At 69.3% G+C, this 20990-nt stretch carries 17 protein-coding genes; 9 read left to right on the top strand and 8 right to left on the bottom strand.

Annotated elements, in window-relative coordinates; all coding sequences use genetic code 11:
• Window positions 1-237: 237 nt before the first annotated feature.
• From ABGB08_RS30420 to ABGB08_RS30405, 4 genes are all read left to right on the top strand, one after another.
• Window positions 238-2361: an LCP family protein gene (locus ABGB08_RS30420; protein WP_347596869.1), complete on the top strand. Its 2124-nt coding sequence runs from the start codon at window positions 238-240 to the stop codon at window positions 2359-2361.
• Window positions 2362-2604: 243 nt separating this feature from the next.
• Window positions 2605-4626: an acyltransferase family protein gene (locus ABGB08_RS30415; protein ID WP_347596866.1), complete on the top strand. Its 2022-nt coding sequence runs from the start codon at window positions 2605-2607 to the stop codon at window positions 4624-4626.
• Window positions 4627-4686: 60 nt separating this feature from the next.
• Entirely contained in the window at window positions 4687-5772 is a 1086-nt protein-coding gene (locus tag ABGB08_RS30410; protein WP_347596863.1) for a glycosyltransferase family 4 protein, read from the top strand.
• Between the two features lie 41 nt (window positions 5773-5813).
• Window positions 5814-6542 (top strand): acetoacetate decarboxylase family protein, encoded by a 729-nt coding sequence (locus ABGB08_RS30405; protein WP_347596860.1) that lies wholly within the window; start codon window positions 5814-5816, stop codon window positions 6540-6542.
• Here ABGB08_RS30405 and ABGB08_RS30400 read toward each other — a convergent pair.
• The 6 genes from ABGB08_RS30400 to ABGB08_RS30375 all read right to left on the bottom strand — a co-directional run bounded on the left by ABGB08_RS30400 (window position 6539) and on the right by ABGB08_RS30375 (window position 12377).
• Complete coding sequence (locus tag ABGB08_RS30400) at window positions 6539-7420, bottom strand: glycosyltransferase (RefSeq protein WP_155361570.1); 882 nt, start codon at window positions 7418-7420, stop codon at window positions 6539-6541. The two genes, ABGB08_RS30405 and ABGB08_RS30400, sit on opposite strands and share 4 nt — an antisense overlap.
• Window positions 7421-7579: 159 nt before the next feature.
• Window positions 7580-8338 carry a CDP-alcohol phosphatidyltransferase family protein gene (locus tag ABGB08_RS30395; RefSeq protein ID WP_347596856.1) on the bottom strand — a complete coding sequence of 253 codons (759 nt, stop codon included), beginning with the start codon at window positions 8336-8338 and terminating at the stop codon, window positions 7580-7582.
• The gene (locus ABGB08_RS30390; protein ID WP_347597035.1) at window positions 8316-9356 is read right to left on the bottom strand and encodes an iron-containing alcohol dehydrogenase family protein; all 1041 of its coding nucleotides are present in this window, start codon (window positions 9354-9356) and stop codon (window positions 8316-8318) included. The genes ABGB08_RS30395 and ABGB08_RS30390 overlap by 23 nt, the downstream gene beginning before the upstream one ends.
• Before the next feature lie 122 nt (window positions 9357-9478).
• Window positions 9479-10210 carry a phosphocholine cytidylyltransferase family protein gene (locus ABGB08_RS30385; protein WP_347596853.1) on the bottom strand — a complete coding sequence of 244 codons (732 nt, stop codon included), beginning with the start codon at window positions 10208-10210 and terminating at the stop codon, window positions 9479-9481.
• A gap of 98 nt (window positions 10211-10308) precedes the next feature.
• A complete protein-coding gene (locus ABGB08_RS30380; protein WP_347596850.1) occupies window positions 10309-10932 on the bottom strand; it encodes a DUF5941 domain-containing protein in 624 nt (207 codons plus the stop codon).
• Window positions 10929-12377 carry a CDP-alcohol phosphatidyltransferase family protein gene (locus ABGB08_RS30375; protein ID WP_347596847.1) on the bottom strand — a complete coding sequence of 483 codons (1449 nt, stop codon included), beginning with the start codon at window positions 12375-12377 and terminating at the stop codon, window positions 10929-10931. Before ABGB08_RS30375 ends, ABGB08_RS30380 begins: the two co-directional genes overlap by 4 nt.
• A gap of 242 nt (window positions 12378-12619) precedes the next feature.
• Here ABGB08_RS30375 and ABGB08_RS30370 point away from each other — a divergent pair, with 242 nt between their 5' ends.
• Together ABGB08_RS30370 and ABGB08_RS30365 are read left to right on the top strand one after the other, a co-directional pair.
• Window positions 12620-14002: a bifunctional cytidylyltransferase/SDR family oxidoreductase gene (locus ABGB08_RS30370; RefSeq protein ID WP_347596844.1), complete on the top strand. Its 1383-nt coding sequence runs from the start codon at window positions 12620-12622 to the stop codon at window positions 14000-14002.
• Window positions 14003-14080: 78 nt separating this feature from the next.
• Window positions 14081-15739: a CDP-glycerol glycerophosphotransferase family protein gene (locus ABGB08_RS30365; RefSeq protein ID WP_347596841.1), complete on the top strand. Its 1659-nt coding sequence runs from the start codon at window positions 14081-14083 to the stop codon at window positions 15737-15739.
• On the opposite strand, the gene ABGB08_RS30360 is transcribed toward ABGB08_RS30365, so the two are convergent.
• The gene (locus tag ABGB08_RS30360) at window positions 15690-16691 is read right to left on the bottom strand and encodes a glycosyltransferase family 2 protein (protein WP_347596838.1); all 1002 of its coding nucleotides are present in this window, start codon (window positions 16689-16691) and stop codon (window positions 15690-15692) included. The two genes, ABGB08_RS30365 and ABGB08_RS30360, sit on opposite strands and share 50 nt — an antisense overlap.
• Window positions 16692-16806: 115 nt before the next feature.
• On the opposite strand from ABGB08_RS30360, the gene ABGB08_RS30355 reads away from it, so the two are divergent.
• Window positions 16807-18222 carry an LCP family protein gene (locus tag ABGB08_RS30355; RefSeq protein ID WP_347596835.1) on the top strand — a complete coding sequence of 472 codons (1416 nt, stop codon included), beginning with the start codon at window positions 16807-16809 and terminating at the stop codon, window positions 18220-18222.
• A gap of 174 nt (window positions 18223-18396) precedes the next feature.
• On the opposite strand, the gene ABGB08_RS30350 is transcribed toward ABGB08_RS30355, so the two are convergent.
• A complete protein-coding gene (locus ABGB08_RS30350) occupies window positions 18397-18852 on the bottom strand; it encodes a hypothetical protein (RefSeq protein WP_347596832.1) in 456 nt (151 codons plus the stop codon).
• Between the two features lie 92 nt (window positions 18853-18944).
• Here ABGB08_RS30350 and ABGB08_RS30345 point away from each other — a divergent pair, with 92 nt between their 5' ends.
• Together ABGB08_RS30345 and ABGB08_RS30340 are read left to right on the top strand one after the other, a co-directional pair.
• Window positions 18945-19625: a response regulator transcription factor gene (locus tag ABGB08_RS30345; protein ID WP_347596830.1), complete on the top strand. Its 681-nt coding sequence runs from the start codon at window positions 18945-18947 to the stop codon at window positions 19623-19625.
• A 103-nt stretch (window positions 19626-19728) separates the two neighbouring features.
• On the top strand, window positions 19729-20988 hold the full coding sequence (locus ABGB08_RS30340; protein ID WP_347596826.1) for a HAMP domain-containing sensor histidine kinase: 1260 nt from the start codon (window positions 19729-19731) through the stop codon (window positions 20986-20988).
• Window positions 20989-20990 lie beyond the last annotated feature (2 nt).

Genomic DNA, 20990 nt, shown 5'->3' with positions numbered 1-20990 from the left:
GCGAACTCCAGGTAAAGCAGACCCCATTCGCATACCGTGAAATGTCCCTGTTTGAGTATGCTGTGCGGCTAGATCACCCGGGCGAACCTTCGGGTGGGACCCCCGCGAAAACCCGAGATCGCCGCGCCGTGACCCGGTTCGGTGACCTACCCTCAAGAGCGCAATGAGCGAGCGAACCAGCAAACCGAGCCTCCGCTTCGCCCGTGCCCTCGAAGCGACGTCACGCGAGGAGACGGTATGAGCGACCACCGGCACCGCCCCTCGCACGATCCAGACCAGCCGGTCTGGGGGCAGGCAGAGACAGGCCCGCACGCCTACGGCACCGGCGACCAGCCCGTCTACGGCACCCACAACGAGCCGGTCACCTACGGCCACGGCTCCCGCCGCCGACGCCCGCCCCGCGAACCGCAGTACGACCAGCAGCACGAACCGCAGTACAACCAGCAGCAGTACAACCCGCAGCAGTACGAGCAGCCGCCCGGTTACCAGGCGCAGCAACCGCCGTACCCGCCCGGCCCGTACCAGCAGGAGCCGTACCCGCAGCAGCAGGGATACCCGCCCGCCGGGTACCCGCAGCAGCAGCCGTACGGGCAGGAGAACTACCAGGGATACGAGCAGGAGCCCTACGAGGAGCCGGCCCCGCGCGGGCGGCGGCGCTCCGCGGAGCAGGGCCCCGATCCGGACTTCGAGCAGCATCGCTGGGGCGTCGGCGATCGTTTCGACGACGATGACGACGAGGAGCCGCGCCGGCTGCGCTGGGGCAGGCGCAAGAAAGCCGACGACGGCTACGATCCGCTTCCCGCCACCGCGGCAGCGGCGGCCGTGGGCTCCTCGATCGGGAGCCCGCCGGGTCCGCCCCCGAAACCCGCCGCCAGGAAGGGCAAAGGCAAGGGCGGCGGCGGACTGGGCGCGCTCGGCTGGACCAGCGTGGTCCTCACCTCGCTGATGGTGCTGGGGACCCTCACCGCCTACACGCTCTTCGCCCGCACCCGGTCCAACATCGACTTCGGCAAGTCCACCGACGAGCTGGACAAGAACCGCCCGGAAAACCAGACCGGCGCGATCAACGTGCTCCTGGTCGGCTCCGACACGCGGGCCGGGGACAACGCGAAGTACGGCCAGAAGGCCTCCCGCGAGGACACCACCGAACGCACCGACACGATCATGCTCCTGCACATCACGCCCAACCGGGACGGGGCCCGCCTGATCAGCTTCCCGCGTGACTCGATGGTGCAGATCCCGGAGTGCAAGGACGCCAAGACCGGTGTGATCAAGCCCAGCCACCTCGCCCAGATCAACGAGGCGTTCAACAACGGCGGGATGATCTGCACCCGGCGCACCATCGAGGATCTGACCGGCATCCCGGTAGACCATTACATCAAGGTCGACTTCACCGGCTTCAAGAGCATCGTGGACGCGCTGGGCGGCATCAACATCTGCGTGCCGCAGGCCGTGGTCGATCCGAAGGCCAAGCTGAACCTCAAGGCGGGCGAGCAGACAGTGAAGGGCGAGACCGCCCTGGCCTACGTGCGGGCGCGCTACCAGCTCGGCGACGGCAGCGACATCGGCCGGATCGAGCGGCAGCAGATCTTCATCACGCAGGTAGTGAAGAAGGTGACCAGCAGCGCCATCCTGACCGACGTGGGCCGGTTGAACGCCTTCATCGACGCGGCCAGCAAGTCGGTCCAGATGGACGACCGGCTCAACACCGAACGGCTGCTCGAGATCGCGTTAAGCGCACGCAAGCTGACCGCCAAGGGCTTCAAGGCGACCACGGTGCCGTGGGAGGCGTACCCGGGGGACACCAACCGGGTGCAGTGGAAGGAGCCGGGCGCGAAGAACCTGTTCTCCTCGATCATCACCGATACCGAGGTCGTGCCGGACAAGCCCGCCGCGTCGGCGAACCCGTCCGCGCCGGTGGACAACACTCCCAAGCCCACCGAGGCAGCCCAGGTGAGGGTGCAGGTCATCAACGGCACCAACACCGCCGGCAAGGCCGCGGAGGTCGCCAACCAGCTGAGCGCGCAGGGGTTCAAGGTCACCACCCTGGGCAACGGCGTCGGCGCGGACGGCCTCGACCGGCCGACCACGACGATCAGCTACAAGGGCGCGGGCTGGGAAGGCTCGAAGCTCCTCGCCGGCGTCATGATGCATGAGGTGAAGCCGGACACCAAGCCCATCAAGGGGTCGGCCGTCAACACGTTCACGGCGGCCACGCCGCCGCCGGGGGCGGACAAGAAGGCCATCGGCCCGGTCATCCAGCTGGTGATCGGCAAGGACTTCAAGGGCGTCAAGATCCCGCTCTCGGCGACCGAGGACGCGTCCACGGTCGACGCCGACACCGACATTTGCCAGACCTGATATCGCGGCCGGAGTGGACCGAAATCCCACTCCGGCCCGATGTCGCATTGATCACGTTCCCTACCTGAGGGGACATTCGACGGCGGGGCGCGGTAAAGTAAAGGCTCTTGTGGACGCGTCCCGCTTCCCAGGTTCGCCTGATCCTCTGGGGCGCCTTCGCTAATGTCCGACTAGGGCGTGACTCGGATTGCTCCGGCTCACGGCCGGCCCCCCAGTCTCCGACAGATAGCTGAGCGTTTCCCCGTGAGTGAGCTCCGACACCGTCCCTCGGTTCCGGCTTCGCGACCTGACGTCGATCCCGACGTCGAAGACGCGCCAACGGGCGTGATGGGACGGATCGTCGAGGACGAACCGACCGGCGTGATCACCAGGATCACCGACGACATGTCCGCTCCTCCGGGCGCAGGCGAACCCGAACGGCAGTTACCGCCGCCCATGCAGGGCCCCGGCGACCCGCTCCCGGTCCGCCGGCCGCGCAACCGGGGAGCTCACGAGCAGCCCGGCGGCGCGCCCCAGTCGTTCGACTACTTCGGCGGCGGAGTCGGGGGCGGATCGGCCCCCCGGCCGCCCCAGCCGAACGACCCCTACGGGTACAACGATCCCCTGGGCCCGCAAAGCAGCCAGGGCATCCACGGCACTCAGGGCATCCACGGCGCCCAAGGCGTTCAGGGACCCCAGGACATTCAGGGAACCCACGGCATTCACGGCGCGCAGGGCGTTCACGGACCCCAGGACATTCAGGGAACCCACGGCGTCCACGGTGCCCCGGGATCCCACGGCATCCACGGCGCCCACAGCGCCCAGGGAAGCCACGGCATCTCGCAAGCCCCCACACCGGGTTTCCCCGCCGCCGCCCCGCGCCCCCCGCAGGCCGACCCCTACGCGCCCGACCTGAACTATCCCCCCGCCCGCGCCCAGGGCCAACCGGCAGCCCCGCCGCAACACCCCGGCCCACACCCCGGCCCGCAGTGGCCGGAGCACCCCGGCGGCCCGATCAACGCGCCCGACGAGTGGAGCCCGTGGCGCCGCCGCAACCCCTACGACCAGCCCGGCGCCCCGTTACCCCCCGCCTCCTTCGACCCGGCCACCGACTACGCGCGCAACCCCAACGACCCGATCCCGCTGCCCGCCTGGGCCCAGGGCACCCAGCACCAGATCCCCACCCGGGGCACGCCGTGGTCGCAGCCACGCTCTGAGTGGGAGGAGGGGCCGGAACCGCCCGCGCCGCCGAAGAAGCAGCGGGAGCCGTACCTGGACAATGTGAAGTTCCTGCTCATCGCGACGGTGGTGGCGTCGCACTCGCTGCGCGACACGGTGGGGGACGACGCCAACCGGGCCGCGTACATCTTCTTCTTCTCCTTCCACATGCCGCTGTTCGTGATGATCAGCGGCTATCTGTCCCGGACCTTCTGGGACTCCCGTGGCAAGGTCAACAAGCTGGTCGACACCATCCTGATCCCCTACGTGATCGTCGAGGTCGGCTACGCCGCGCTCCGCTACGCGCTGGGCCAGAAGTGGAGCCTCACCATCACCGACCCGGCCTGGCTGAACTGGTATCTGGTGGCGCTGCTGCTGTGGCGGCTCACCACGCCGGTGTGGAAGCGCATGCGCTACCCGCTGGTGGTGGCCATCGGGGTCTACCTGTTCTCCGGCTTCTCCCAGCTGGAGCAGGACTTCAGCATGGACCGGTTCTTCGGGCTGATGCCGTTCTTCGTGCTCGGCATGGTCCTCAAGCCCGAGCACTTCGATTTCCTCAAGCGCACCTGGGTCAAGGTCCTCAGCGCCATCGTGCTCGCCGTCTGGGTGGGCTTCCTGGCGGTCTACGCATCCCGCCTCAAGCTAAGCGTCTTCTACTTCCGCTTCAGCTACCAGGACCTCAACATGACCTGGTGGTACGGCATGGGCTTCCGCCTGGCCTTCCTGGCCGGCGTGCTGGTGCTGTGCGCCGCCGTGCTGGCGCTGATCCCGCGCAAGGAGACCTGGTTCTCCGACCTGGGCGTCCGCACGCTCTACTGCTACCTGCTGCACGGCATCCCGGTCCTGATCGCCAAAGAGCTGGGCTGGCTCAAGCTGCCCTGGCTGGAAGGCCCGATCGGCACGCTGGCGATCATCGCGGGCGCGTTCGTGGTCGCCATCATCCTGTGCCTGCCGGTCACCAGGACGCTCTTCAAGTGGCTGCTCGAACCGCGCTTCACCTGGCTCTATCGCAAACCGACCCCGCAGGTGGCCGTTCCCGACGATCAGAAGCCGGAAGTTCAGCGGTAGTTCGGCCCGGATTAACGTGACGCATCCGGATACGTCGGAACCGGGGGTCAGCCTCGCTCTATGAAGGTATGCGTCGGCACGGTCACCCGCCATCCCGAGGACGCGAGGATCATGCACCGGCAGATCCGCGCGCTGCTCGACGCCGGGCACGAGGTGACCTACGTCGCGCCGTTCACCGACTGCAACGTCACCCCCGCGCCCGAACTGCGGGCGATCGACGTGCCCCGCGCCGTCGGCCTGCACCGCGCCCGCGCCCTCAGATCCGCCCGTACGGCCCTGCGCCGCGGCTCCCGGGATGCCGACCTGCTGCTGGTGCACGACCTCGACCTGCTGCTGGCCCTGCCCCGCCACCGCCCGCCGACGGTGTGGGACGTGCACGAGGACATGGCCGCCCGGATGGACGGCCGGACCATGCCCCGCCTGATCCGGCGGCTGGAGTCCCGCGCGGAGCGGCGGCTGCACCTGATCCTGGCGGAGAAGGCCCCCCGGTTCGGGCGCGAGCACCCGGTGGTGCCCAATCATACGTACGTGCCGGACGAGGTGGCCAAACCGTCGGGCGACAACCGGATCGTCGCCCTCGGCAGGCTGTCGGAGACCCGGGGCGCGGCGGACTTGATCGAGGTGGCCCGGCTGCTCCGCCCGTACGAGATCCGCCTGGACCTGATCGGCCCGGCCGACCCGCACATCCGCCCGCGACTGCGCGACGCCCAGCGTTCCGGGCTGCTCGACTGGTTCGGATATGTGCCCAACAAGCACGCGCTCCGGATGACCGAGGGCGCGCTCGCGGGTCTGTCGCTGCTGCATGACGTGCCCGCCCATCGGGAGTCGCTGCCGACGAAGATCGTCGAATACCTGGCGCGCGGCGTCCCGGTGATCTCCACGCCGCTGCCCCGGGCGGTCGAGACGCTCAACGGCAACGGCGTCCTCGTGCCGTTCGGGGATCCTGAGGCCGTGGCGCAGGCCGTACTCGATCTGAAGGCCGATCCCGCGCGGCGCGCGGCGCTCAGCGTCGCGGGCCACGCCGACGCGCGGGCCCACTACCACTGGCCGGACCGCGCGGCCGAGTTCGTGGGGCACCTGGAGGCCTGGGCGAACGTGCCCAGCACGGTCGCCACCCACAGCGCCCGCCGCGCCGTTCCGGCCTGAGGCCTGTACGGCTCAGGCCAACGATTGGTCTACTGGACGATATGGCAAGCCATCAGATCCAGGGCCGCCGGATCGACCTCCCGGTCGAGATCCGGGACGCGACGGCGTGCACGGCGATGTATCTCGTCCGGGCCGACGCCGCCCGAGCGGTGATCGCGTATTCGGGTCTCGACGTGACCGAGGTGCTGCCCGGCAAGGCGCTGTGCACGCTGATGTTCGCCGAATACCGGGAGTCGGACCTGGACTCCTACCACGAGTTCGGGGTGGCCTTCCTGGTGCGCCCGCCGGACGCCGGGCCGCCGCCACGGCGCTCGCTCCGGGCGGGGCTGACCGATCTGCGCACGGCGGGGTCCGGGGTGTTCGTGCACTGGCTGCCGGTCGATCAGGTGTTCACGATGGCGGCGGGGCGGGAGATCTGGGGGTTCCCGAAGGAGCTGGCGGACATCGATCTGCGGTTGTCCTCGCCGTACAAGCGGTGTGTGGTGCGGCGGGACGGGCGGCTGGTGCTGGACATCCTGATCCGGCCGGGGCTGCCGGTGCCGCCGCGGCAGGTGGTGCCGCTGCACGCCTACACCCAGCTGGACGGGGTGACCCGGCGCACGACCTGGACGATGAAACCGAGCGGGGTGCGGGCGCGGCCCGGCGGGGCGCTGATCCGGCTGGGCAACCATCCGATCGCCAAGGAGCTGAGCGAGCTCGGCCTGCCCAAGCACGCGCTGCTGACCGCGACCATCGCCCACCTGCGGATGAGCTTCGGGCCCGCCGTCTAGACGATCGGGGGACGGCCGAGGCGGAACATGTGCCAGGCCGTCTTCCAGGTCATCGGGCGGCGTTCGCCCGCGGGTTCGCGCAGGCCCTCGGCGAAGCCGCGGAACCAGGACTTGAGGGCCATCGACGACCGCTCGCGAGCGAGCGTGAGCACCACCCAGTCGAGCAGGTAGAGCACGGCCAGCGGCCATGGCAGGTTGCGGCGGGCCAGCCAGACCCGGTTCCTGGCGTTGAGCCGGTAGAAGTCGGCGTGCCTGCTGGGCAGCACCAGCGGGTGGTACATGACGGGTTCGGCGTCGTATTCGATCCGGTAGCCCTCGCCGAGCAGCCGCCAGGCCAGGTCGGTCTCCTCGTGCGCGTAGAAGAACTTCTCCGGCAGGCCGCCGACCTGCAGGTAGGCGGAGCGCCTGATCGCGCACGCGCCGCCAAGGAACGTGGTCACCGGCGAGGAGCGTTCGGGGTCGCCGGCGCGCAGCCGGGGCACGTGCCGCCGCTGCACCACCTTGCCGTCGGGGTCCATCACCCGGAAGGAGATCACCGCCAGGTCGGGTTCGGCCGCGAACCGGTCCCGGACGTGGGAGGCGACCTTGTCGCTGGCATACCACCCGTCGTCGTCGAGGAAGAGCACGACGTCGCCGGAGCACTCCTGCACGCCCCGGTTCCGGCCTTCGGGGATGCCCGCGTTGTGACTCAGGCGGACCGTCTTGACGGTGGCGGCGGAACCCGGCGGCGGGGTGGCGGACAGCTCGGGCACGTCCGCGCCATTGCCGATGATCACCACTTCGACATCGCCGTCGACCTGCGTGAGCGCGGACTCGACCGCCCGGTTCAGCTCGGCGACCCGGTTGCCCATGGTGAGGATGACACACGAAATCTTCATCGCGTCATCGCCCCAACACCGGGCGGGTAACACACGATTCCATGATCACCGAGTCTGTATGGGCGGTCAAATCCGGATCTATACCTATAGCTGCGGAATAAGGGTATCGGAACCGTCGGCGAACACCCACCAAACGGCAAGTGTCCGGTAGAGCTGGTTTCAAGCCAGCCGCCGGGACGCCAGGATGCTGACCAGGTGCAGGACGAGCTGAACGCCCGCGATGATCGCGCAGGCCACCGTGAGGATGCGGGTGGCCGGAAACCACAGGTCCAGCACGGCCGCGACGACCACGATGAGGGACAGCTCCACCGCCTGGATCACCCGGTGGAAGCGCAGCGCCGCCGCCGCCCGCCGGGCCATCCGGATCTTCGCGGACTGGAACTGCGCGGCCGAGGCCTCGGTCGCCGCGACCAGCCCGGACCTGGCCCTGGCCACGTCCACCAGGTCGGTCTCCGACTTGATCAGGATCGCCCCGAGCGCCGCCGCGAAGCCGAGCACGGTATACCAGTCCGGCATCGTCTCCGAGGCCCGGAAGCCGAGCCCGATCAGCAGCGCCGCCTCGGCGAAGTAGTGCCCGACCCGGTCCAGGTAGACCCCGGTGATGGAGGTCCGCCCGGTCCAGCGGGCCAGCTCGCCGTCGGAGCAGTCCAGCAGCAGGTACAGCTGGATCAGCAGCGCCGCCCCGATCGCCGCCGCCAGTCCCGGCAGGGCCAGCACGACCCCGGCCAGCAGACCGGAAAGGATCATGAGCCCGGTCACCTGATTCGGCGAGATCCGCGTCTTGGCCAGCACCCACGTCACGTAGATGGACAGCTTGCGCATGTAGAGCAGCCCGGCCCAGTGCTCGCCGTTGCGCCGCTCCATGGTCATCTCGGGCTGCGCCTTCGCGCGCAGTTCAGCCACGGACGGCGTCGACATAACCCTCAACCCGATCGCGAATCTCGGCCTCGGAGAGCCGAAGGTGTTCCAGGATGGTGTAGCGGCCCGGCCGGGTGGCGGGGGCCAGCATGACGGCCTCGGCGAACTGCGCCGCGGTCAGGCCGATGTCGGCGTGGGTGACGGGCAGCCGGTGCTGCCGCAGGCAGTCGATGACCTGGGTCAGGCGCGCGTCGTCTTCCCTGAGGAAGTAGCAGAACGCGGCGCCGATCCCGGCCAGCTCGCCATGGTTGGACGTCCCGGGGAAAAGCTGATCCACGGCATGCAGGATCTCATGGTCTCCCCCACTCGTCGGACGGCTTGACCCGGCGATGACCATCGACATCCCCGAAAGGATCAAAGCTTCGGCCAACATCGTCAGGAAATGGTCGGACTCGATCGACACCTGCTGGCCCAGCACGGCCTCGGCCGCGGTCCTCGCCATCGACACCGCCACCCCGTCGATGGGCTCGCCGCGCTCGCTGTTGCCGAGCTGCCAGTCCTCGATCGCGGACAGGTTGCTGACCACGTCGCCGACGCCGGACCGCACCAGCGCGGGGGGCGCGTCGTGGACGAAGTCCAGGTCCACCATGATGGCCAGCGGCATCGGCACCCCGAACGAGCCCTTGCCGCCGTCGTGCGTCAGGGACGCCACCGGGGAGCAGATCCCGTCGTGGGAGAGGTTGGTGGCCACCGCCACCATCGGGATCCCGGCCAGCGACGCCGCGTACTTGGTGCAGTCGATGGTCTTGCCGCCGCCGATGCCCACGACCGCCTCGTAGCCGCCCTTGCGCAGGTCCGCGCCGAGCGAGATGGCCGCGTCGACCGAGCCGTCCGGCACCCGCAGCACCCGCGCCTCGCCGAGCGAGGGCGCGATCATCTTGGCGATCCTGTCCCCTTGGCCGGCGCCGACCGCGACCACCACCCGCCCGGATGTCGCCACCCTGCTGTCGGCCAGGAGCGGGCCGAGCTGCGCGATCGCGCCCCTACGCACCTCCATGTGGAGCGGCGCGGGGAGCATTCTTGCCAGAATCGGCACGTGACCTCCCTAGATGTATTAATTAGAAAGTCGTGATCTGGATAGCCGCAGCGGTGAGTCGCCTGATCGGCGGCTATGCGGCTCTCTATGGGACGGGTTTCTGGTTAATAGGTGCCGGCGATCGTGCGGGCCTTGGCGAGGTCGTCGTGGTTGTCGACTTCGACCCAGTCGACCTTGCCGATGGGGGCCACGTGGATGCTCTCGCCGCGCGTGACCAGCTCCTGGTAGCCGTCCTCGTAGTAGAGCTGGGGGTCGCGCTCGAAGGTCGCCTGGAGCGCGTCGGCGAGTTTGGCGGCGGCGGCGGGCCTGATCAGGGTGGCGCCGATGTACTCGCCGTACGCGTCGGCCGGGTCCATCAGCTTGGTGATGCGCTTGAGCGCGCCGTCGTTGAGGGTGACCTTCATCTCCTCGTCGGCCAGCGCCTTCACGTCGTCCACGGCGAGCAGGATGTCGCTGGTGTGCGGCGCGTCCAGCAGGGTGCGCTCGACCGAGACCGGATGCACGGTGTCCCCGTTGACCAGCAGCGCGCCCTTGGCGAAGTGCTCCCGCGCGCACCACAACGAGTAGGCGTTGTTCCACTCCTCCGCCTTGTCGTTGTGCACCAGCGTCAGCCGCACCCCGTGCCGCTCCTCAAGCGCCGCCTTCCGCTCGTGTACGGCCTGCGCCTGATACCCCACGATCACCACGACATCCCGCAGCTCCACCGCCGCCAGGTTGCGCAACGCGATGTCGAGGATCGTGGTGTCCCCGTCGACCGGCACGAGCGCCTTGGGCAGCGTGTCGGTGTAGGGCCGCAGGCGTCTTCCGGCCCCGGCGGCCAGCACCATTCCCAGCAACGTGCACTCCTCACGATCTGTTCATCGCACGGTCGCGCGATGGCAAAGTCAATAACCCCACAGGTTAGTTGCCAAAGCGCCCTGATCGTGTATCGGGATCAGTCGTGCGCGCCCAGATCCGCCGCTTCCACCCCGGATCGGGGGGCGGCCAGCCAGCAGGTGAGGCTCTCCCAGCCGAACAACGCCCAAAGATACAGGGCCAGCAGGATGAACATCGCCGTGCTCGCGCCCAGCAGGCCGCCCGCGGCCACCGCGATCATCCTGCCCTCCCAGCCGAGCCCGGCGGTGGCCAGCCAGTCGGGCGGGTAGACGTGCTGGCGGATGCGGTACACGCCGTCGTAGTGGTGGAAGGTGATCGCGCCGAGCAAAATCATGATCACGATGGCGGGCACGCCGTGGGCGAAGCCGACACTGGCGATGAAGCCGTATTCGATGATGCGCAGGAGCACCGGGACCAGCCAGTCCAGGCGGCCGTCGTGGCGGTGCGAGGAGCCGGGGCCGGCCAGCAGCAGGGCGACCACGGGGGCGAAGACGGCCAGGCCGTCGGTGGCGGCGATGCCGACCAGCAGGAGCACGCCGGTGATGAAGAAGGCCGCGATGGCCGGGGGGAGCGGGGGCAGCTGCCCGGCGACCATGGCGCCCATGCCGCGGGAGAGCAGGCCGTCGTCGCGGTAGGCCGTCACCGAACTGGACGGGATGCGAGCCATGTGCAGGCTGGTCATGACAACGACCTCGCGATCCGTCCGGTGAGGGTGTAGAGGGCGGCGACGGTGCCCCAGCCGAGCAGGGCCAGGAACGTGACGCGGGCGTTGAACAGGCCCGCGGTGATGGCGATGAGCGCCATCCGTTCCCCGATCGGGAGGACGATGAACTTCTTGAGCCAGCGGGTCACGCTGTCGCCTTCCAGCTTCCCCGCGAGTTGCACGATCGCGTTCTCGCGCTGCACGGCGGCGGTGTTCCTGGCCGAATCCGTGGCCAGGGCGAGCGAGCGGTGGGGCCGGGCCCAGGAGACGCCTACCTTGGCGGCGTCGGTGACCGCCCCGGCGTACGAGAAGTCGATCATGTGGCGGACGGCCTGGAGCATCATCGCGCCGACCGCGAGCGCCCAGATGCCGCCGGGTCCGGTGCCGGTCATCGGCGCGCCCGCCGCGTAGCCGAGGGCCAGGCCGACGTAGACGACGTATTCCTTGACCCGGTCGAAGGTGGCGTCCAGCCAGGCGCCCAGCGGGGAGAACCGCCGGGTGTAGCGGGCCAGCTGGCCGTCCACGCAGTCGAGCACGAACGAGAGGTAGAGCGCGACCGACGCGGCGAGCTGGGACTGCCGGTCGCCGGCGGAGAACCAGATGGCGGCGATGGCGGCCAGGCCCACCGAGATGCCGGTGACGGCGTTGGGGGTGAGCCCGAGCCGGTCTGCGATCTTGACCAGGTGGCGGGACCAGGAGCTGACGCAGTAGGTGCTGAAGAAGCCGTCGTCCTGTTTGATCGCCGCGTCCAGCCGGGCCCGGTCCTCGTCCACCTCGGCCAGGCAGAGCAGCGCGATGTCCGCGGCGGCCTGGTCGGGGGCTCGATCGCAGTGCAGCGCGCCCAGGCGAGCGGCCCGTACGGGCAGTCCGGAGCGGACCAGGCCCGCGAGCAGCAGATCGACGGCCTCCGTTTCGTCCGCCATGCCCAGCTTGCCGGCCTGAGCCAGGTCGGCGAGCTCCTCGGCGACCAGCGCCAGGGCTTTCAGCTGGTCGCCGCCGACCTGGAGCACGCCTCTGAAGGAGGCGTTGGCGGAATCCACCTGGTGGAAGGAGTTCCCGGCGGCGGCCACCCGGCCGTGCTCGACCCGGACCGGGGTGCACAGCATGCTCGCCAGGCCGGTGCCGATCAGCGCGCCGGCGCTCCGGGACGGGTGCTCCAGCAGCGCGGCCAGGGCCTCGGCGTGGGCGACCACCTCGCCGGAGAACACGGCCACCGGGGCGGAGGACGCCCGGGCGACCTTGGCCACCTGGCGGAGCTCCTCGGCCAGGCCCTGCTCGGCGGACAGCACGTAAAGATCGGCGACCGGCAGGGCCGCCAGCTGTTCGGTGAGCCGGTCGATCAGGGTGGTGTCGGCGTTCGCCAGCCAGGCCGAACCGGGTGTCGCCAGCACCACCGCGACAGTGTCCGGCCGCTGTTCCCCCATGTAGACCGCCCTCGCTCAGAGACGACCGCGTACCTCGCAAAGTAATCGAGTGATCACTGATGAGCAATCACCTGGCTCGGCCGCGCCTGTGTCTGGACTGAGGAACGCAGGTCGCGAAGCGGCCGGAGTGACGAGGGAAGACGCAGGCTCCCCCAGCGGCCGAGCCCGCCGATCCGGAGGATCGGCCATGTCACAGAAGGGTATGGTGCTCGTCGGGGAGGATCATGATGATGGATGCACGTTTGCCGACCGTTGGTGTGGTGCTGGCCGGAGGCATCGGTCAGCGGATTGGTCTGAACACGCCGAAGCAGCTGTTGAAGATCGCCGGGAAGAGCATCCTGGAGCACACGATCGCGGCTTTCGACAGCCATCCGGACATCGACGAAGTCGTCGTGCTGATGACTCCTGGATTCACCGACGAGGTGGCCACTCTGGTGGCGAAGAATCGGTTCACGAAGGTGAGCCAGATCCTGGACGGGGGCGCGAGCCGGACCGAGTCCACCTGGATCGCGTTGCGGGCGCTCGGCGATCGGGAGTGCGACGTGCTGCTGCACGACGCGGTGCGCCCGCTGGTGGAGCCGCGCATCATCGCCGACTGCGTGACAGCCCTGGGCAGGCACCAGGCCGTGGACGTGGCCATCCCGTCCTCCGACACGGTGATGGTCGTGGTGCCGGGGCCGGGCGGGGACTTCATCAGGGACATCCCGGACCGGTCGCGGCTGCGGCGCGGGCAGACGCCGCAGTGTTTCCGGCTGTCGGTGATCAGGGACGCGTACGCCCGGGCGCTGGCCGATCCCGACTTCGACAAGCAGCCCGCCACCGACGACTGCGGCGTGCTGCTGCGCTACCGCCCGGACGTGCCGATCTTCATCGTGGCGGGCAGCGAGCACAACATGAAGGTCACCCACCCGGTCGACGTCTTCATCGCCGACAAGCTCTTCCAGCTCGCCGCCGCCACGGCGCCCGTCCCCGTCTCGTACGCCGACGAGCTCGACGGCCGCACCCTGGTCGTGTTCGGCGGCTCGTACGGCATCGGCGCCGACATCGTGGACCTCGCCAAGGAGCACGGCGCCACCGTCTACTCCTTCTCCCGCACCGAGACCGGCACCCGGGTCCAAGATGAGGCCGCGGTCGCCGAAGCCCTGGCCCAGGCGTACGCGGAGACCGGCAGGATCGACTACGTGGTCAACACCGCCGCCGTGCTGCACATGGGCAAGCTCGGCGACGCCGAGCACCGCACCATCGAGGAGATGATCGGGGTCAACTACCTGGGCCCGGTCAACATCGCCAGGGCGTCCTTCAAATACCTGGCGAAGACCCGCGGCCACCTGCTGCTCTACACCTCCAGCTCCTACACCCGGGGCCGGGCCGACTACAGCCTCTACTCCTCGGCCAAGGCCGCCGTCGTCAACCTCACCCAGGCGCTGGCCGACGAATGGGCCGAGCACGGCATCCGGGTCAACTGCGTCAACCCCGAACGTACGGCGACGCCGATGCGGTTGCGCGCCTTCGGCGAGGAGCCGCCGACCAGCCTGCTGGCGCCCAAGGATGTGGCCCGGACCAGCGTAGAAGTGCTGATCTCTCACCTGACCGGACAAGTGGTCGATGTGCGCCTCATTGGGTAAGCACCCCACATGGGGGGATCATTCCGGAGCATCAATGCCCTGGTCACGACCGTACTTCTGGGGTCTTATCCGGTCTTAGTGGTAGCGGCGCTGTGCCCGCTGCCGTGGGTGTTCGCCGCGTTCGCGGTGGTGTCGTACGCGGCGGAGGCGAAGCTGCCGAAGCCGATCGCGAACCGGCTGAGCCTGGTGCATCTGGGGGCGACCGTGCGCTTCCTCACCCGGGAGATGGCGGCCGTGCTGCTGCTGGCGCGGACGGTCGGGCCGCAGTCGCGATGGTTCGCGCTGCTGGCCGGGGGGCTGTTCCTCTTTCACGGCGTGCGGGCCGCGCAGACCGGGCTGGCGCTGTATCTCAAGCGCTGTCACAGCAAGAAGCCGGTCGACAGCCGCAACCTGGGGGTGGCGTTCCCCGCCGCGCCGCCGGAGACCCTGGTCAACTGGCACGGGGTGCGGCTGCTGTACGTGGATGTGCTGCCGGTCGGGCTGACGGCTCTCGGCGCGCTGGCCGGGGTGGACTGGCTCGGGGCGCTGGGGGTCGGCGTGGCGCTGCTGCTGATGGCGAGTGCCGTACTCGCCCTGACCTGGCATGTCCGGCGGGCCGCGCCGCTGGCCGACCGGCGGCGGGTGATCTGGGAGGTGGACCAGCAGGTCCGCGAATACCGGCCCGAGGTGCTCCTCTACTTCTCTGGGCCCGCCAACTCCATCTACCAGGCGTCGATGTGGCTGCCCGTCCTGGAGAACATCGACCGCCGGGCCGTGATCGTCCTGCGGGAGCGCCCGCTGATGCGCGTGCTCGGGCCGACCACGCTGCCCGTGCTCTGCATCCCCTCCGCCGTGGAGCTGATGAACTTCCGCGGCCTGGACACGGCCAGGGTCGCCCTGTTCGCCTCCAACGTGGGCAACAACATCCACATGCTCCGCCGGCCCGGCCTGGTCAGCGTCTTCATCGGCCACGGCGACAGCGACAAGGAGGCGTCGTTCAACCCGTTCACGAAGGTGTACGACGAGGTCTGGGTGGCCGGGCAGGCCGGTCGCGACCGTTACCAGCGGGCGGCCGTCGGGGTGCGGGACGCCTCGATCGTCGAAGTCGGGCGGCCCCAGCTGGCGGGCATTTCGAGCGACGGGCCCGGAATGCCGTACCGGACTGTCCTGTACGCCCCGACGTGGGAGGGCTGGACCGACGACCTGCACCACACGTCGGTGGCCGCGCTGGGGCCGCAGCTCGTCCAGGCGTTGATGGACAACTCCGTGCATCTCATCTACAAGCCGCACCCGCTCACCGGCCATCGCTGTTCCGCCACCCGCGCGGCGCATCAGCGCATCCTGACCATGATCGCCAAAGCCGGACGGCCTTCGTGTCGGGTGGCCACCGATGACCTCTACTCCTGCTTCAACCAGGCCGACCTGCTGGTCAGTGACATCTCCAGCGTGGTCGCCGACTTCGTGGCCAGCGGCAAGCCCTACGTGGTGAGCAACGTCGCCGGGCTGCCCGACTTCCGGGAGCGCTATCCGACCGCGCGGGCGGCCTACCTGCTCAGCCAGGACCTGAACGAGCTGCCGGAGATCCTCGCCCAGCTGGACAAGGACGAGGACGAGCTGGCGGAGGCACGGCGGGAACAGCGCGGTTACCTGCTGGGGGACGGGGATCCGATGGCGCGGTTCAACCTGGCCGTGGAAAACGCCTGCCGGGTCAGTGAAAGAGATCCTGCAGGTTCGTCCCGGCCGGGCGGGGCTTGCTGAGGCGGGGAGGGCTGGTGAGGAAGCCGGTGCCCCACGATAAGTGCATCGTGGCGTACACGAGCGGGAGCCGTACCAGCGCGGCGCCGGGCAGGCCGCGGCCGGTCAGCAGCGCGCCGGCCAGGATCGCCACCAGGTAGAGGGCGGGGATCAGCACGGCCGGCCAGAACAGCGGCGAGAGCGCCAGGCCGAGCACGATGCCCAGCACGGCGAGCGGGGGCGCCAGGTAGCGGAAGTTGATCGTGCCCTGGTGGGTGCGGGCCACCACCCGCCGCCAGCGGCCGTAGTGGAAATACTGCTTGGCCAGCGCGCGGGCGTTCGGCCGGGGCCGGTAGGAGACGCGCATCTTCGGCTGGAACCACACCAGCCCGCCCGTCTCGCGGATGCGGTGGTTCATCTCCCAGTCCTGGGCGCGCTGGAAATGCTCGTCGTAGCCGCCGACCCGCTCCAGCGCCGACCGGCGGAACACGCCGAGGTAGACGGTGTCGGCCGGGCCGCCCTCGCCGCCCACGTGGAAGGCCGCGTTGCCGACCCCGATCTTCGAGGTCATCGCGCGGGCGACCGCCTGCTCGAACGGCGTGATCCCCTCGGCGGCCATGATCCCGCCGACGTTGTCCGCGCCGGTCTCCTGGAGCGTCTCGACCGCCGTGCGAATGTAGTCCTTCGGCAACATGGCGTGCCCGTCGACCCGGGCGACGATCGGGTTGCTCGACTTGGCGAGGGCCGCGTTGAGCGCGTTCGGCGTTCGCCCGGTGGGGTTGGCGACCACCGAGACCCGGGGTTCGGCGGCCGCGATCGCGGCCGCCACCTCCTGGGTGCGATCACGCGAGGGGCCCACGGCCAGCACGACCTCGATCGCGCCGTCGTAATCCTGATCCAGAACCTGCTGCACGGCTTCGCGCAGGTGCCGCTCCTCGTTGAGGACCGGCATGATGACGGAGATCGAAGGGCTCATGACACTCGTTAGGGGCGCGTCGGGGAAGGGGTTCACGGCTGCGCTCACGCTACTGTACGAAGGGGCGTAGACGGCAACCTCAAGGGGGGACCGCGTGGAGGACTCGGGTGTGCACGTGGGCGGCGACGCCTACGGCGGGGTCCGAGTCACCGCACCTCGCACCCGTCGTGCGCGAACCAGCCTGCGCTCGTTGATGATCACCGGATCGTTGTCCGGGCTGGTGCTCGTGGGGTCGGGATTCGCGTGGGCCATTCCCGGATATCTGAGCGCGCAGATCACGTCCGTGGACGCCGGGACGGCCGGGTCGTCGCGTTCCGCGATGAACATTCTGCTCGTCGGGGTGGACAAGCGCGATGACCTCACCCGGAAGGAGCAGAACCTGCTGCATCTGGGGCGGCAGGACGGGCAACGCACGGACACCATGATGGTGATCCATCTGTCCGAGGATCATCGCAAGGTCACCGTGGTGTCGCTGCCTCGGGATACCTGGCTGGATATTCCGGGCAAGGGCGAGCATAAGATCAATTCGGCGTACCAGTTCGGCGGGCCCAAGCTCGCGGTGCAGACCGTGCAGCAGGCGACCGGGCTGCGGATCAACCACTACATCGCCGTCAACGTGCTCGGCTTCATCGACGTCGTCGAAGCGCTGGGCGGGATCACCGTCTGCACGCCCGTCCCCATCGACGACGACAAGACCAAGCTCAAACTTGCCGCTGGCACCCACGAGCTGAACGGCGTCAACGCCCTGCACTACGCCCGCACCCGCGCCACCGGCCGCGCCGACCTCGACCGCATCGACCGCCAGCAACAGGTCATCTCCGCCCTGCTCGCCAAGGCCATCAGCGGCGACACCCTGACGAATCCCGCCAAATTTGGCGCCCTGGTGAACTCCACGCTGCGCACCCTCACTGTCGACGCCGCCCTCTCCGACGACTTTCTCGGCCTGGCCACCCAACTCAAAGACGTCTCCACCGACAATGTGTCCTTCGTGACGGTCCCCCTCGCCGACGTCAATTACCGCACCGCGACCGGCGAATCCGCCGTCCTCTGGGACAAGGCGGCGGCCCGGGATCTGTTCCATCGCATCAACACCGACCAGCCGCTGATCCCGCCCGTGAAGCCTTCGAAGTCCCCTACGGCTACCCCGTCGCCCACCGCCGCGACGATCGCTCCCAACCGCATCGCCATCCGCGTCCGGAACGGCACTTTGATCACCGGCCTGGGCGCACGCACCAAGTCCGCCCTGCTCGCCGCGGGTTTTCTCGTTCCTACCGTTCCGGGGGACACCGCCACGCGCACGTACAAGAACACGATCATCCGGTACGGCCCGACGCGCGCCGACTCGGTCCGGACTGTTGCCGCGGCTTTTCCTGGAGCTGAACTGCGACAGGTGGATATCGATGGCATTGAAGTGATTCTTGGAGCGGAGAACCATACGGTTCGCAAGCCTGTGACTGCCACGCCTAAGCCGACGCCGACCGCTGCATCGACTCCTACTACCAAGACGGCGACGCAGAACATCTGCAAATAGCTCCCCCACGGCGTTGTGTTGCGGGCCGGGTGGAGCGCGAAGGAATCAATGGGCTGGGCGGGTGCGAGAACCACGCCGATCAAGCTGCCGCTTCGTTCGGGGTAATCCACGGCGAAGGCGGGGACGGGCGGAGCCCGAGGGAAAACAAAGGGTGGGCGGGTGGGAGAACCCCGTTCAGTCGATCTTCTCGCGGGAGATCGGGTGGCCTGCCTCGCAGTGGACCTCGACTTCGACCTCGGCGTCGTCTGCCTCGAACTTCACTTTGGCGTGGTTGTCGGGGCCGGGGTCGACGTCGTCCACGTGGTAGCCCTGGGCGGGGGTCCAGGAGAGGAGGGATGCCTGGCCGGATATGCAGGCGGCGACGGTGGTGCCGCCGGTTGTGGCGAAGACGCGAAGTTCGCGGGGGGCTTGGGTGGGAAGTGTTGGGGTCGGGGTGGATTTGGGGGTCGAGCTGGGGGAGACGGTGATGGGGATCGCCAGCTCCTGCCGTACCTGGTCAGCGGAGAGCGGGCGGATGTTTGGGCCGGTGACGGCTGAGCTGAGGGAGTTCGTCACCGTCACGCCCGCGACCAGCGCGACAACGACGGCCGCCACCCATCCGCCAACCGCGAGCAACGTAGGCCGATTCACCCCCCTACCTTCGCTGATCCAACGCTAAGCCGAAGTTAAGGCACCGATAACGGACTTATGCGCTTATCGACAACCGGCTAACGTGGCCGCAAATGGCAAACGTCCTGCTTGTCGAGGATGACGTCACCATCCGTACAGCCCTGGTCCGAGGGTTGCGCGATCGTGGTCACGCCGTGTCCTCGGCCGCCACCGCCCTCGACGGCCTGCGCCTGGCCCTCGATACCCGGCCCGATCTTGTCGTGCTCGACCTGGGACTCCCCGACCTGGACGGCACCGAACTCCTGCGAATGCTCCGAGCGGTGAGCCGCATGCCCGTCATCGTCGCCACCGCCCGCGACAGCGAACCGGAAACCGTCCGCCTGCTCGACGCGGGCGCCGACGACTACGTGGTCAAACCATTCACCGCCACACATCTGGACGCGCGAATCCGGGCAGTGCTCCGCCGTACCGGCCAGGAGGACACCGACACCACGGTCACCGTCGGGGGCCTGCACATGGACATCCGCGGCCGCGAGACCGTACTCAACGGCGTGCCCATCGAATTGACCCCACGCGAGTTCGACCTGCTGCTCTACCTGGCGTCCCGACCCGGCCGCGTGGTCACCAAGCGCGAACTTCTCACCGAGGTCTGGCAGGTCCCCTACGGCGGAACGGACAAAACGGTCGACGTCCACCTCTCCTGGCTCCGCCGCAAACTCGGCGAAACCGCCCAGGAGCCACGCTTCCTGCACACTGTGCGCGGCGTAGGCGTAAAACTGGTCGACCCGACTTGACTCCCCCTGAAGACGTCTCCACGGCGGCGATCATCGTGCCGTCGGGAGGTTACGCGCTCAGGGAGTTCTCGATGATCGGCGCTCATCCACGTATCGAGGTGCCATGAGGCGAAGGCTGGCGCTCCTGGTCACGGCGACCACCTCGCTCGTGCTGATCGCGATGCTGGTGCCGATGGCACTACTGGTCCGCTCGGCCGCCGAGAACGGCGCCGTCGCCCAGGCCACCACGGAAGCCCAATCCGTCGCCGCCGTGATCGGCACCGTCGACCCCGCCGCCCTCGCCTTGACGGCGAACCGCTCAGCAGCCGCGAGCGGCCACCAGATCTCCGTCTTCCTCCCCGACGGAACGGCCGTCGGCGCCCAGGCCACCCGCTCCCCCGCCGTCGAACTCGCCGCCCGCGGCCGGAGCCTGTCCGCGGAAGCCCCCGGCGGCGGCCGCGAGATCCTCGTCGCCGTCCAGGGCGAATCCGGCACCAGCGTGGTCCGCGTGCTGCTTTCGGCGAACGATCTGAGCAGAGGCGTACAGGCCGCTTGGCTTGGCCTGCTCCTGCTCGGCCTGATCCTCATCGGCCTGGGTGTGATCGTCGCCGACCGCCTCGCGGTGGCCCTCACGCGCCCGATGACCGGCCTCGCCCAGGTTTCGCACCGCCTCGCGGGCGGCGACCTGGCCGCCCGAGCCGCCCCCACCGGCCCGCCCGAGATCCGCGCCGCCGCCCTCGCCCTCAACCACCTGGCGACCAGGATCGACGCCCTCCTCCACGAGGAACGTGAATCCGTCGCCGACATCTCGCACCGCCTCCGCACCCCCCTGACCGGCCTCCGCCTCGAAGCCGAATCCCTGACCAACCCGGAGGAAGCCGAACGCCTCGGCATCCGTGTCGACGCCCTCGACCGCGCCGTCACCTCCGTGATCGTCGACGTCCGCCGCAGAACCCGGGAACGCGGCTCCTGCGACGCCACCGCCGTCGTCGCCGCCCGCGTCACCTTCTGGTCCGTACTGGCCGAAGAGCAGAACCGCCCCCTCACCCTGTCGCTCCCCGACTCCCCCCTCCCCGTCGCCACCTCCGCCGACGACCTCGCCGCCGCCGTGGACGCCCTCCTGGAAAACGTGTTCGCCCACACCCCCGAAGGCGTCCCCATGTCGGTACGGCTAACGCCGGCCACCCCCGGCGCCGAACTCACCGTCACCGACTCCGGCCCTGGCATCCCCGCGCCCGCCGAACGCGGCCGGAGCGGCGGCAACTCGACCGGGCTGGGGCTCGACATCGCACGCCGTACCGCACAATCCGCCGGAGGCACGATGACGGTGGACACCCCGCCCGGCGGCGGAACCACGGTCACGCTCACCTTTGCCAGCCCTTAACC

It is taken from the genome of Acrocarpospora sp. B8E8 (assembly GCF_039871605.1).
GTDB lineage: Bacteria > Actinomycetota > Actinomycetes > Streptosporangiales > Streptosporangiaceae > Acrocarpospora > Acrocarpospora macrocephala.
The sequence above is the reverse complement of the archived record's forward strand: the minus strand, read 5'-3'. Positions and strand labels throughout refer to the sequence as shown.

Coding starts and splice junctions, on each gene's coding strand:
- ABGB08_RS30405 (WP_347596860.1), top strand. CDS start 5,814: ATGGCAAGCCATCAGATCCAGGGCCGCCGGATCGACCTCCCGGTCGAG.
- ABGB08_RS30410 (WP_347596863.1), top strand. CDS start 4,687: ATGAAGGTATGCGTCGGCACGGTCACCCGCCATCCCGAGGACGCGAGG.
- ABGB08_RS30420 (WP_347596869.1), top strand. CDS start 238: ATGAGCGACCACCGGCACCGCCCCTCGCACGATCCAGACCAGCCGGTC.
- ABGB08_RS30395 (WP_347596856.1), bottom strand. CDS start 8,338: ATGTCGACGCCGTCCGTGGCTGAACTGCGCGCGAAGGCGCAGCCCGAG.
- ABGB08_RS30360 (WP_347596838.1), bottom strand. CDS start 16,691: ATGAGCCCTTCGATCTCCGTCATCATGCCGGTCCTCAACGAGGAGCGG.
- ABGB08_RS30345 (WP_347596830.1), top strand. CDS start 18,945: ATGGCAAACGTCCTGCTTGTCGAGGATGACGTCACCATCCGTACAGCC.
- ABGB08_RS30400 (WP_155361570.1), bottom strand. CDS start 7,420: ATGAAGATTTCGTGTGTCATCCTCACCATGGGCAACCGGGTCGCCGAG.
- ABGB08_RS30340 (WP_347596826.1), top strand. CDS start 19,729: ATGAGGCGAAGGCTGGCGCTCCTGGTCACGGCGACCACCTCGCTCGTG.
- ABGB08_RS30375 (WP_347596847.1), bottom strand. CDS start 12,377: ATGGGGGAACAGCGGCCGGACACTGTCGCGGTGGTGCTGGCGACACCC.
- ABGB08_RS30380 (WP_347596850.1), bottom strand. CDS start 10,932: ATGACCAGCCTGCACATGGCTCGCATCCCGTCCAGTTCGGTGACGGCC.
- ABGB08_RS30390 (WP_347597035.1), bottom strand. CDS start 9,356: ATGCTCCCCGCGCCGCTCCACATGGAGGTGCGTAGGGGCGCGATCGCG.